Origin of the sequence: Pseudoduganella chitinolytica (assembly GCF_029028125.1) — a bacterium.
In the GTDB taxonomy this organism is placed as follows: Bacteria; Pseudomonadota; Gammaproteobacteria; order Burkholderiales; family Burkholderiaceae_D; genus Rugamonas; species Rugamonas chitinolytica.
On sequence record NZ_CP119083.1, the window covers coordinates 209,113 to 222,097 of the forward strand.

The 12,985-nt window shown below is 66.5% G+C and carries 11 protein-coding genes; all 11 read left to right on the forward strand.

What is annotated here, in order from left to right; genetic code table 11:
* The first annotated feature begins 264 nt into the window (after positions 1-264).
* The 11 genes from leuC to accD all read left to right on the forward strand — a co-directional run bounded on the left by leuC (position 265) and on the right by accD (position 12,908).
* Positions 265-1,668 carry a 3-isopropylmalate dehydratase large subunit gene (gene leuC / locus PX653_RS00915; RefSeq protein WP_277418677.1) on the forward strand — a complete coding sequence of 468 codons (1,404 nt, stop codon included), beginning with the start codon at positions 265-267 and terminating at the stop codon, positions 1,666-1,668.
* 109 nt (positions 1,669-1,777) lie between these two features.
* Positions 1,778-1,900, forward strand: coding sequence for an entericidin A/B family lipoprotein (locus PX653_RS00920; protein ID WP_277416091.1), 123 nt, complete (start codon positions 1,778-1,780; stop codon positions 1,898-1,900).
* A gap of 55 nt (positions 1,901-1,955) precedes the next feature.
* Positions 1,956-2,603, forward strand: coding sequence for a 3-isopropylmalate dehydratase small subunit (gene leuD / locus PX653_RS00925; protein WP_277416092.1), 648 nt, complete (start codon positions 1,956-1,958; stop codon positions 2,601-2,603).
* Between the two features lie 8 nt (positions 2,604-2,611).
* A complete protein-coding gene (gene leuB / locus PX653_RS00930) occupies positions 2,612-3,685 on the forward strand; it encodes a 3-isopropylmalate dehydrogenase (RefSeq protein ID WP_277416093.1) in 1,074 nt (357 codons plus the stop codon).
* A gap of 63 nt (positions 3,686-3,748) precedes the next feature.
* Positions 3,749-4,876 (forward strand): aspartate-semialdehyde dehydrogenase, encoded by a 1,128-nt coding sequence (gene asd / locus PX653_RS00935; RefSeq protein ID WP_277416094.1) that lies wholly within the window; start codon positions 3,749-3,751, stop codon positions 4,874-4,876.
* 264 nt (positions 4,877-5,140) lie between these two features.
* Entirely contained in the window at positions 5,141-8,056 is a 2,916-nt protein-coding gene (locus PX653_RS00940) for a motility hub landmark protein FimV (RefSeq protein ID WP_277416095.1), read from the forward strand.
* A gap of 67 nt (positions 8,057-8,123) precedes the next feature.
* Entirely contained in the window at positions 8,124-8,948 is an 825-nt protein-coding gene (gene truA / locus PX653_RS00945) for a tRNA pseudouridine(38-40) synthase TruA (RefSeq protein WP_277416096.1), read from the forward strand.
* A 10-nt stretch (positions 8,949-8,958) separates the two neighbouring features.
* Positions 8,959-9,630, forward strand: a complete 672-nt coding sequence (locus tag PX653_RS00950) for a phosphoribosylanthranilate isomerase (protein WP_277416097.1) — start codon at positions 8,959-8,961, stop codon at positions 9,628-9,630.
* A gap of 65 nt (positions 9,631-9,695) precedes the next feature.
* The gene (gene trpB / locus PX653_RS00955; protein WP_277416098.1) at positions 9,696-10,940 is read left to right on the forward strand and encodes a tryptophan synthase subunit beta; all 1,245 of its coding nucleotides are present in this window, start codon (positions 9,696-9,698) and stop codon (positions 10,938-10,940) included.
* An 87-nt stretch (positions 10,941-11,027) separates the two neighbouring features.
* Complete coding sequence (trpA, locus tag PX653_RS00960) at positions 11,028-11,825, forward strand: tryptophan synthase subunit alpha (protein WP_277416099.1); 798 nt, start codon at positions 11,028-11,030, stop codon at positions 11,823-11,825.
* A 210-nt stretch (positions 11,826-12,035) separates the two neighbouring features.
* Entirely contained in the window at positions 12,036-12,908 is an 873-nt protein-coding gene (gene accD / locus PX653_RS00965) for an acetyl-CoA carboxylase, carboxyltransferase subunit beta (protein ID WP_107143319.1), read from the forward strand.
* Positions 12,909-12,985: the final 77 nt, after the last annotated feature.

Here is a 12,985-nt window from a genome sequence, read left to right on the forward strand (position 1 = left end):
GTTGCCAAGCAAGTAGCACAAGAAGCCTGCGACCACCATCGCAGGTTTTTTTTATTGCCAAAATTCGGCGACAGTCCCCGAATGTTGGAAATAATGCAGTAAAGTCATCGACTTTTGGCAGGACATTGCAAGAACGGGCGCCAGCGGCGCGCCGCACGGAATCAAGAGGCATCGGCCCACAAGGCCGGAAGTCGGCTTGTTTTGCAGCGCACAAACTGTGGCATAATCAAAATGGAACTTCTCACACACAGGCAGTAAGCAGCAATCATGAAGACGCTTTACGACAAACTCTGGGAATCCCACGTGGTGCGGACGGAGGAAGACGGTACCGCCATCCTCTACATCGACCGCCACCTCCTGCATGAAGTCACCAGCCCGCAGGCCTTCGACGGCCTGCGCGCGGCGCACCGCCAGCCATGGCGGCTGTCCGCCAACCTGGCCGTGGCCGACCACAACGTCCCCACGACCGACCGCTCGCACGGCATCGCCGATCCCATCTCGCGGCTGCAGGTCGAGACGCTGGACGGCAACGCCAAGGAATACGGCCTGACATACTTCAACATGAACGACAAGCGCCAGGGCATCGTGCATGTGATCGGGCCCGAGCAGGGCGCCACGCTGCCGGGCATGACGGTGGTCTGCGGCGACTCGCACACGTCCACCCACGGCGCGTTCGGCGCGCTGGCGCACGGCATCGGCACCTCCGAAGTCGAGCACGTGCTGGCCACGCAGACGCTGCTGGCGAAGAAATCGAAATCGATGCTGGTGCAGGTCGACGGCGTTCTGCCGCCCGGTGTCACCGCCAAGGACATCGTGCTGGCCGTGATCGGCGTGATCGGCACGGCCGGCGGTACCGGCTATGCGATCGAATTCGCCGGCTCGGCAATCCGCTCGCTGTCGATGGAAGGCCGCATGACGGTCTGTAACATGGCGATCGAAGCGGGCGCGCGCGCCGGCATGGTCGCCGTCGACGACACCACGATCGACTACGTCAAGGGCCGCCCGTTCGCCCCGGCCGGTCCGCACTGGGACCAGGCCGTCGCGTACTGGCGCACGCTGCACAGCGACCCGGGCGCGAAATTCGACATGGTCGTCACGCTCGATGCGGCGCAAATCAAGCCGCAGGTCACGTGGGGCACGTCGCCCGAGATGGTGACGTCGGTGGACGGCCGCGTGCCGGACCCGGACCACGAGAAGGACCCCGTCAAGCGCGACGCGATGGAAAAGGCGCTGACCTACATGGCCCTGAAACCGAACACGCCGATCGAGGACATCCGCATCGACAAGGTGTTCATCGGTTCCTGCACCAACTCGCGCATCGAGGACCTGCGCGCCGCAGCCGCCGTCGTGCGCGGCAAGCAGCGCGCGTCGAACGTGCGCCTGGCGATGGTGGTGCCGGGTTCGGGGCTGGTGAAGGAGCAGGCCGAGCGCGAGGGGCTGGACGTCATCTTCAAGGCGGCCGGCTTCGAGTGGCGCGAGCCGGGCTGCTCGATGTGCCTGGCGATGAACGCCGACCGGCTCGAGCCGGGCGAGCGCTGCGCCTCGACATCGAACCGGAATTTCGAAGGCCGCCAGGGCCAGGGCGGGCGTACCCACCTGGTGTCCCCAGCCATGGCCGCCGCCGCCGGTATCGCCGGTCATTTTGTCGACGTGCGCGCGATCCGCTGACGTCGACAACCCCAACGGCAAGGGCCGGGGTCAGACCCGACGGGTCTGACCCCAGGGTTTGCTGTGGGGTGCAAGCATGAACTACCTACACTTTACCGAAGTCCGACTCATGAAAACCATCTTCGCCATCGCCCTCACCACCATCATCCTGACCGGCTGCAACACGATCGCCGGCATCGGCAAGGACGTTCAGAAGGTCGGCCAGGTCGTCGAAGGCGCCGGCAGAAAATAACATCGCGGCCGGCGTGGATCGTCATGAACCCGCCGCCGCCCACCAGCAGAGCACCATGGAAAAATTCACGATCTATGAAGGCATCGTCGCTCCCCTCGACCGTCCCAACGTCGACACCGATGCCATCATTCCCAAGCAGTTCCTGAAGTCGATCCGCCGTACCGGCTTCGGTCCCAACCTGTTCGACGAATGGCGCTACCTGGACCACGGCGAGCCGGGCATGGACAACGAGCGCCGGCCCGTCAATCCCGATTTCGTGCTGAACCAGCCGCGCTACCAGGGCGCTTCGATCCTCCTGACGCGCAAGAACTTCGGCTGCGGCTCCTCGCGCGAGCACGCGCCGTGGGCGCTCGAGCAGTACGGCTTCCGGGCGATCCTGGCCCCCAGTTTCGCCGACATCTTTTTCAACAACTGCTTCAAGAACGGCCTGCTGCCCGTCGTGCTGTCCGAAGCGCAGATCGATCATCTGTTCGACGAAGTCAAGGCATTCCCGGGCTACCGCCTGGTGGTGGACCTTGAGCAGCAAGTCATCCGCTCCCAGGACGGCAAGATCTCCTACCCCTTCCAGGTCGACGCCTTCCGTAAATACTGCCTGATGAATGGCCTCGACGATATCGGCCTGACGCTGCGTCATGCCGACAGCATCCGCGCCTTCGAGGAGCGTCATCTGGCAAACCAGCCCTGGCTGGCCAACTCGATCTGAGAACAACAATGAAAATCGCAATCCTGCCGGGCGACGGCATCGGCCCCGAAATCGTCGCCCAGGCCGTGAAGGTCCTGAACGCACTGGACGAACAGTTCGAACTGGAGACCGCGCCGGTCGGCGGCGCCGGCTACGAGGCCGCCGGCCATCCGCTGCCGGAAGCCACGCTGGCGCTGGCCAAGGCGGCCGACGCCGTGCTGTTCGGCGCCGTGGGCGACTGGAAGTACGACACGCTCGACCGTCCGCTGCGTCCCGAACAGGCCATCCTCGGCCTGCGCAAGAACCTGGGCCTGTTCGCCAACCTGCGTCCCGCCATCCTGTATCCGGAGCTGGCCGGCGCCTCGACCCTGAAACCGGAAGTGGTGTCGGGCCTCGACATCCTGATCATCCGCGAACTGACCGGCGACATCTACTTCGGCCAGCCGCGTGGCGTGCGCGAATGCCCGGACGGCCCATTCAAGGGCCAGCGCGAAGGCTTCGACACGATGCGCTATGCCGAAGGCGAAATCCGTCGCATCGCCCACGTGGCGTTCCAGGCGGCGCAGAAGCGCGGCAAGCGCCTGACCTCCGTCGACAAGGCCAATGTGCTGGAAACCTTCCAGTTCTGGAAGGACATCGTCACCGATGTGCACAAGGAGTATCCGGACGTCGCGCTGGATCACATGTACGTCGACAACGCCGCCATGCAGCTGGTGCGGGCGCCGAAGAAATTCGACGTCATCGTGACCGGTAATATGTTTGGCGACATCCTGTCCGATGCGGCCGCGATGCTGACGGGCTCCATCGGCATGCTGCCCTCGGCTTCGCTGGACGCCAACAACAAGGGCCTGTACGAGCCGTCGCACGGGTCCGCGCCGGACATCGCCGGCAAGGGCATCGCCAATCCGCTGGCCACGATCCTGTCCGCTGCGATGATGCTGCGCTACTCCCTGGGCAAGGCCGAACAGGCCGACCGCATCGAGGCAGCCGTCAAGGCCGTTCTGGCACAGGGCCTGCGCACGCCGGATATCTTCGAGCAAGGCACCACCAAGGTAGGCACGGACCAGATGGGCGACGCGGTCGTCGCAACGCTGGCGCGATAATATTCTGTCCACCGCCGCGCGCCCCGGTGCGTTAGGTGGAAACCAAAACACAAGGAAACCAATATGAAACTCGTAGGTCTGGTAGGTTGGCGTGGCATGGTCGGTTCGGTCCTGATGCAGCGCATGCAGGAAGAGGGCGACTTCGAACACATCGAGCCGGTGTTCTTCTCGACGTCGAACACGGGCGGCAAGGCCCCGGCGATGGCAAAGAACGAAACCACGCTGAAGGACGCTACCGACATCGACGAACTGAAACGCTGCGAGATCATCATCTCGTGCCAGGGCGGCGACTACACCGGTGAGGTCTTCCCGAAACTGCGCGCAGCGGGCTGGCACGGCTACTGGATCGACGCGGCCTCCACGCTGCGCATGGACAAGGACGCCGTGATCGTGCTGGACCCCGTCAACCTGAACGTCATCAAGGACGCGATGACGAAGGGCGTGAAGAACTTCATCGGCGGTAACTGCACCGTGTCGTGCATGCTGATGGGCCTGGGCGGCCTGTTCAAGCAGGACCTGGTCGAGTGGATGACGTCGATGACGTACCAGGCCGCATCGGGTGGCGGCGCGCAGCACATGCGCGAGCTCCTGACGCAGTTCGGCACCATCAACGCGTCGGTCAAGTCGCTGCTGGACAACCCGGCCGCCGCGATCCTGGAGATCGACCGCCAGGTGCTGGCGACGCAGCACGGCCTGTCGTCTGATGAGACGAAGCAGTTCGGCGTGCCGCTGGCCGGCAACCTGATCCCGTGGATCGACAAGGACCTGAACAACGGCCAGTCGAAGGAAGAGTGGAAGGCCGGCGCCGAGACCAACAAGATCCTGGGCCGCGGCGCGGACTTCGGTTCGTCGGCGATTCCGGTGGACGGCCTGTGCGTGCGCATCGGCGCGATGCGCTGCCACTCGCAGGCGCTGACCATCAAGCTGAAGAAGGACGTGCCGCTGGACGAGATCAACGACATCATCGCGAACGACAACCAGTGGGTCAAGTTCGTGCCGAACACGCGCGAAGCGTCGGTGCGCGACCTGACGCCGGCCGCCGTCACGGGCAGCCTGACGATCCCGGTCGGCCGCGTGCGCAAGATGTCGATGGGCCCGGAATACCTGTCCGCGTTCACCGTCGGCGACCAGCTGCTGTGGGGCGCCGCCGAACCGCTGCGCCGCATGCTGCGCATCGTGCTGGACAAGTAATCCGCCAGCCGCCAGGAAAAGCCGGGTCCGCCCGGCTTTTTTTACGCCCGCACGGCCGCGCCCGTGTCCCACCACGGGGTCAGTCACCAATGTGGGACACGAGCTCGGCCGCATCTCGGCCATCGTGTGTTGCCGAGCCGTCCACAGAGGGGACGACAGGGCTCACGGCAGAGGTGCGGAGCTTGCGCGGCGAGGGGGCATGATGTTATGTTGAGACGTCTGGGAAAGTAACTTTTTTCCCGTTGCCAACTTTATACGATGAATATGCCCGCACAAAAACGCTCCAGGATCGCCTCGTTCGCGCTGCACACCATGACCTGCGCCGTGCTCGGCACCGCGCTGCTGAGCCCTGCCGCGTATGCCGCGGGCCTGGGCAAGCTGACGGTGCTGTCCGCGCTGGGCCAGCCGCTGCGCGCGGAGATCGAGCTGACCGCCGTCACGCCGGAAGAAGCGGACGACCTGACGGCGCGCCTGGCGCCGGTCGAGGCCTTCAAGGCCGCCAACATCGATTTCAACCCGGCGTTACTGAACCTGCGCTTCGAGATCGAGCAGCGCAACGGCCGGCAGTTCATCCGCGTGACGTCCAGCCAGCCCGTCAACGAGCCGTTCGTCGACATGCTGCTGGAGCTGACCTGGGCCAAGGGGCGCCTGGTGCGCGAGTACACGTTCCTGCTCGATCCGGCCGAGATGCGCGCGACGCAGGCGCCGCAGGTGGCCGCGCCCGTCGATGTGGCGCGCGGCGGCCAGGGCCGGCAGGGGACGACGACGCCGGCCACGCCGGCGGCGGCTGCCCCGGCCACCCCGCCGGCGGCTGCGGCGCCACCCACCGCGCAGCAGCGCCGCGAGGAACAGGGCCAGCCGGACGTGCGCGTCAAGCGCGGCGATACGCTGAGCGCGATCGCCAGCGACATCAAGCCTGCCGGCGTCTCGCTCGACATGATGCTGGTGGCGCTGTTCCGCGCCAATCCGGAAGCATTCAGCGGCAACAACATGAACCGGCTGAAGTCCGGCTCGATCCTGTCGGTGCCGGGCGCCGATGCCGTGCGCAGCACGGCGCGCGGCGAGGCGCGCCGCATCGTCGTCGCGCACGCGGCCGACTTCAATGCCTACCGTGAGCGCCTGGCGGGCCAGGTCGCGGCCAGCACGCCCACGAAGACGCCGGAAGCGGCGCAAAGCGCGACGGGCAAGATCACGACGAAAGTGCAGGAGCGCCCCACGGCCGTCAACGAGGCGCAGGACCAGCTCAAGCTGTCCAAGGCGGGGGAGGGCTCCGGCAAGACCGGCAACGCCGCCGCCGTCGAGGACAAGATCGCCAAGGACCAGCAGGTGGCGGATGCCGCCGCCCGCGTCAAGGAGCTGGAAAAGAACGTCAGCGACCTGGAAAAGCTGATGACGGTGAAGGACCAGCCGGCGGCGGATGCGCAGGACAAGGCTGCCGTCGCCCAGGCCGACAAGCCGCCCGTGCCCCCGCCTGTCGACCTGACGCCGACGGCACCGGTGAAGGCGCCTATCGCGCCACCCCCGGTACCCGCCAAGCCCGAGCCGGGCCTGATGGACAGCCTGACGGAGAACATGCCGCTGATCGGCGTTGCGCTGGCGACGCTGCTGGCGGCCGTCGGCCTGACGATGTCGCGCCGCCGCAAGGCGCAGGAAAAGAAGGTCGTCGTCGCCAAGCAGGACGTCGTCGCGCTGGCCGATCCGACCACGCCGGCGCAGCCGCTGCACGAGGAGGCGGGCGGGCAGAGCGTGGACACCAGCAACAGCGTGTTCAATTCGAACTTCGCGCCGTCGGCCAGCCAGCTCGATACCAACGAGGTGGACCCGGTGGCGGAAGCCGATGTCTACATTGCTTATGGGCGCGACCTGCAGGCCGAGGAGATCCTGAAGGAGGCCCTGCGCACGCATCCCGAGCGCCACCCCGTGCGCCTGAAGCTGCTGGAGATCTACGCGACCCGCAAGGACACCCGCGCGTTCGAGGCGCAGGCCAGCGAGATGTACGGCCTGACCAAGGGCCAAGGCGAGGACTGGGCGCAGGCCGCGGCGCTGGGCCGCTCGATCGATCCTCACAATCCGTTGTACGCGGGCGGTGATGCTGCCATCGGCGGCAGCTATGGGGTCGCCACCGGTGCCGCCGCCGTGGCCGCGGGTGCCGCGGCGTACGCGGCAAGCGAGTCGGACCGCATGGCCGACTTCGGCAGCATGCTGGACGAGCGCCGCGAGGCGCGCGACGTCCACGCAGCGGACGAAGGCCTGGACCTCGACCTGGCCAGCCCGCCGCCGGCGCGCACGGACGACGTGACGGCCGATCCGCTCGACTTCGACTTCGGCAACGACACGCCGGCGCCCCACGTGCAAGAGGAGTCCGCGGCCAACCTGATGGACTTCGACTTCGCCGACGACCGCACGGCCACGCCGGCGCCGGCACCGGCACCCACGGTGGCCGAGAGCGACGGCGACCACCTGCTCGACTTCGACCTGGGCGGGCTGGCGGACGAACGGCCGGCTGTGGATACGCCTGCAGCCGGTACGCCCGCCCCCGGTACGCCTGCTGCGCAAGCGGCCGAGGAAGCCGCGCCCGACCACCTGGACCTGGCGTTCGACGAGAACGACACCCCGCCCGCTGCTGCCGCCGAAACGTCGGCCCCGTCCAGCCTGGACGCGATGGGCATGGACTTCGACCTGGACCTGCCGGGCGCGGACAAGACCGCCGCGCCCGCGCCGGCCGATCCGCTGGCCGAACTGGACCTGATGGACTTCGACCTGCCGGGCGACGTGCCGCCGGGCCAGGCGGCCACGCGGCCGGCGCAGGAGCCGGCGCTGGGCCTGGACGAGCAGGACTTCGCGCTGCCGGACCTGCCGCAGGCGGAGGAGGCGGTAACGGCCGCGCCGCCGCCGGAGTTCGATCTGTCCGGCATCGACCTGGAGCTGGACGACGACAAGACGGCCGCGCCCGACCCGTACGCCACTTCCGCACAAGCGGCGACCGACGCGGACGGTGCTCCTGCTGCCGAACCCATGTCGGCGCTGCAGATGGAGATGGACACGAAGCTGGACCTGGCCATCGCCTACCAGGAAATCGGCGACAAGGAAGGCGCGCGCGAGCTGCTCGATGAAGTCATCCGTGGCGGCACGGACGACCAGGTGGCGCGCGCCAACCAGATGCTCTCGCAGCTGGGCTGAGCCGGCAACGGGCTTGGTCGCTGCGCGTATAATGCCGGCTCCGCACATCAGCTGAAAAGAGCAGGCATTGAAACGCATCGCATTGGGAGTCCAGTACAACGGCGCCGACTGGCAGGGCTATCAGGTGCAGCCGCATGGGTGCACGGTGCAGGACAAGCTGGAGCAGGCGATCGAGAAGTTCGCCTGCGTGCATATCGGCACCACCTGCGCCGGCCGCACCGATGCGGGCGTGCATGCGCTGGGCCAGGTCGTTCATTTCGATACAAGCCTGCAACGCGAGCCCCATGCATGGGTGCGGGGCATCAACGCCTTCCTGCCCGATTCGATCGGGGTGCGCTGGGCCAAGGAACTGCATGACGTCGTCGCCTATGGCGAGGCGGAGTTCGACCCCGCCGCCGACTTCCATGCCCGCTTTTCCGCCCGTTCGCGCACCTATCACTACCTGCTGTACAACCACGCCGTGCGTGCGCCCCTGCTGGCCGGGCGCGCCGGTTTCACGCACCGCCCGCTGGACGTGGAGCGCATGCGCGCGGCCGTCGTGCCGTTGATCGGCACGCACGACTTCTCCGCCTTTCGGGCATCCGGCTGCCAGGCGAAGACGCCCGTCAAGGACATGCAGGAGATCACGATCGAACGCCACGGCGACATGATCCTGTTCACCCTGCGCGCCAGCGCCTTCCTGCACCACATGGTGCGCAATCTCGTCGGCGCGCTGGTCTATGTCGGCCAGGGGCGCGAAGATGTGACCTGGCTGGGCGAATTGCTGGCGGGGCGCGACCGCACGGTGGCCGCGCCCACGTTCATGCCGGACGGCCTGTACCTGGCCGATATCGAATACGATGCCAAGTGGGGGCTGCCGCAGGAAAACCCGCGCATCCTGCCCGCTTTCTGAGAGGACCATCATGCAGCGCACCCGCATCAAGATCTGTGGCCTGACCCGTGAGGAAGACGTGCAGGCCGTCGTGGCGGCCGGCGCCGACGCCGTCGGCTTCGTGTTTTACCCGAAGAGCCCGCGCTACGTGACGCCGGCGCGCGCCGCCGAGCTGATCGCGTTGCTGCCGCCGTTCGTCACGGCGGTCGGGCTGTTCGTCAACGCCTCGACCGAAGAGGTGGCCGCGACGGTGGCCGTGGCGCCTGTCGGGCTGCTGCAGTTCCATGGCGACGAAACGGCCGCGCAGTGCGCGGCAGCTGCCGCGGCGGCGAACCGCCCGTTCCTGCGGGTGTTCCGCGTAAAAGGGGACACGGCCGGGAATGAGCTGCTAGAATACGAGACAGAATGCCGCGCATCGTCACGCCTGTTCGCGGGTGTGCTGCTCGATACGTTTGTCGATGCCTATGGCGGCGCAGGAAAGGTTTTTGATTGGTCTCTCATTCCAAAAGATCTCGCGCATCGGGCCGTTTTGAGTGGTGGCTTGAGCGTACACAACGCGACTGGCGCCGTAGCCAGCGTGCGCCCTTACGCGGTTGACGTCAGCAGTGGCGTCGAGGCCGCGAAGGGCATCAAAGATGCCCGCCTGATCGCGCAATTCGTTGCCGCGGTCCGGGCAGCCGACGATACCGCGACCTCCGCCTAGCCTTTTCCCATGCGCCGCGACGGCGCCCACATGGCAGGCAGGGGTCCCCGACCTGAGAGCTTGCTATGAAAACCCCGATCGACAACGGCGCCGCCGCCCTGTTCCACGCCACCGACTACCACCTGCCCGACCAGACTGGCCACTTCGGCCCGTATGGCGGTTCCTTCGTCGCCGAAACGCTGACCTATGCGCTGGCCGAGCTGAACGAAGCCTATGCCCGCTACAGCCGCGACCCCGAATTCCTGGAAGAGTTCCGCTACGAGCTGAAGCACTTTGTCGGCCGTCCTTCGCCGATCTATCACGCCCGCCGCTGGTCCGAGATGGCGGGCGGTGCGCAGATCTACTTCAAGCGCGAGGACCTGAACCACACGGGCGCGCACAAGATCAACAACGTCATCGGCCAGGCGCTGCTGGCGAAACGGATGGGTAAGCCGCGCATCATCGCCGAGACAGGCGCGGGCCAGCACGGCGTCGCCACCGCGACGATCTGCGCCCGCTTCGGTCTCGAGTGCGTGGTGTACATGGGCAGCGAGGACGTCAAGCGGCAGGCCCAGAACGTCTACCGGATGAAGCTGCTGGGCGCCACCGTCGTGCCGGTCGAGTCGGGCTCGAAAACCCTGAAGGACGCGCTCAACGAAGCGATGCGCGACTGGGTCACCAATATCGAAAACACGTTCTACATCATCGGCACGGTGGCGGGGCCGCACCCGTACCCGATGCTGGTGCGCGATTTTCAATCCGTGATCGGCGAGGAATGCCTCGTGCAGATGCCGGAAATGACGGGCCGCCAGCCCGACTACGTGCTCGCCTGCATCGGCGGCGGCTCGAACGCGATGGGCATCTTCTACCCGTACATCGACCAGAAGAACACGCAGCTGATCGGCGTCGAGGCCGCGGGCGAGGGGCTCGACTCGGGCAAGCACGCGGCATCGCTGACGAAGGGCTACCCGGGCGTCCTGCACGGCAACCGCACCTACCTGCTGCAGAGCGACGACGGCCAGATCATCGAGACGCATTCCGTCTCGGCCGGCCTCGACTATCCCGGTGTCGGGCCGGAGCATGCATGGCTGAAGGACTCGGGCCGCGCGCAGTACGTCTCCGTCACGGACGAGGAAGCGCTGCAGGCGTTCCACGACTGCTGCCACATCGAGGGCATCATCCCCGCGCTCGAATCGTCGCACGCGCTGGCGTACGCGGCCAAGCTGGCCGCCACGCTGCCGAAGGACAAGATCGTGCTGGCCAACCTGTCGGGCCGGGGCGACAAGGACATGCACACGGTGGCCGAGCGGATGGGGCTCAACTTCAGCTGACGTTTCCAGCTTCCGCCGAAAAACGGTGACAGTCACCGTTTTTCCACCGATTTGCCTCCGATCCAAGAACTCTTGCCGAGAACAACAATGTCCCGTATCGCCCAAACCTTTGCTGCCCTGAAAGAACAGAACAAGACCGGTCTCGTGACCTTCATTACCGCCGGCGACCCGTCCCCGGCGCTGACCGTGCCCCTGCTGCATGCGCTGGTGGCCGGCGGCGCGGACGTGCTGGAGCTGGGGGTGCCGTTTTCCGACCCGATGGCCGAAGGACCCGTCATCCAGCGCGCATGTGAGCGCGCACTGGCGCAGGGCGTCGGCATCCGCCACGTTTTCGAGCATGTGCGCGAATTCCGCCAGACCAACCAGACGACGCCTGTCGTGCTGATGGGCTACGCCAACCCGATCGAGCGGATCGGCGTCGACGCCTTTATCGGCGCCTCGAAGGAGGTAGGGGCGGATGGCGCGATCGTTGTCGACTACCCGCCGGAGGAGTGCGAGGAATTTGCCGGCAAGATGCGCGCGGCCGGCCTGGACGTCATCTTCCTGCTGGCGCCGACCTCCACCGACGCCCGCATCGCCCAGGTCGCCAAAGTCGGCAGCGGCTTTTCCTATTACGTGTCGCTGAAGGGCGTGACAGGTGCCGGCAATATCGACACGGCCCAGGTGGCCGAGCGCATCGCTGCCATCCGCCAGCACGTCAGCCTGCCGATCGGCGTCGGCTTCGGCATCCGCGATGCTGCCACGGCAAAGGCGGTGGCGAAGGTGGCGGACGCGGTCGTCATCGGCAGCCGCGTCATCCAGGAAATCGAAGCCAGCACGCCCGAAAATGCCCCCGCCGCCGTCCAGGCCTTCGTGGCCGGCATCCGCCGCGCGCTGGACGAATAAGCGCCACGACAGCCCAGCCCGTGTCCCACGTCGGTGCCTGACCCCGAGGTGGGACACGGGCTCGGCTGTCTCGGCCGTCTCGGTCGCGGCAGGGCCCGCCAGGCCGCATAAAATCACACGGTCGTGCGTAAAGTTGGCAAAGTTGAATGTTCGACAGGTGTGGCGGAACAGGCTACACTTCGCCCCTCAGTCAGAGCAACAGGAGAAAATATGAGCTGGTTGGAAAAATTGCTGCCACCGCGCATTCAGCGTTCGGAAGCTGCCGCTCGCAAGACGATGCCCGAAGGCCTGTGGGTCAAGTGCCCCTCCTGCGAGGCCGTCCTGTACCGTACCGATCTGGAATCGAACCTGCACGTCTGCCCCAAGTGCGACCACCATATGCGCATCCGCGCCCGCGAGCGCCTCGATGCGCTGCTCGACGCCGGCGGCCGCTATGAAATCGGCCAGGAAAGCCTGCCGGTCGACACCCTGAAATTCAAGGACAGCAAGAAATACCCCGACCGCCTGAAGCAGGCGATGGAAGCCACCGGCGAGACCGATGCGATGATCTGCATGGGCGGTTCGATCATGAGCCTGCCGGTTGTCGTCGCGTGCTTCGAATTCGAATTCATGGGCGGTTCGATGGGCTCCGTCGTCGGTGAACGCTTCGCCCGCGCGGCCCAGGTGGCCGTCGAGCAGAAGGTGCCGTTCATTTGCATTACCGCCACGGGCGGCGCGCGCATGCAGGAAGGCCTGCTGTCGCTGATGCAGATGGCCAAGACCACTGCGATGCTGACCAAGTTGTCGGAGAAGAAACTGCCGTTCATCAGTGTGCTGACCGACCCGACGATGGGCGGCGTGTCCGCGTCGTTCGCCTTCATGGGCGACGTCGTGATGGCCGAGCCGAAGGCGCTGATCGGCTTTGCCGGCCCACGCGTCATCGAGAACACCGTGCGCGAGAAGCTGCCGGAAGGCTTCCAGCGCTCCGAGTTCCTGCTGACGAAGGGCGCGATCGACATGATCGTCGACCGCCGCAAGATGCGCGAGGAGATCGCGCGCCTGCTGGCGCTGCTGCAGAACCAGGCGGCCGAAGTACTGGCGTAAGCGCCCAGCGCGGCTAGACCCGGGGGACAGGCACCTGCCGGCGAGTCGAAGGCTCGCCGGCAGGTGCCTGTCCCCGA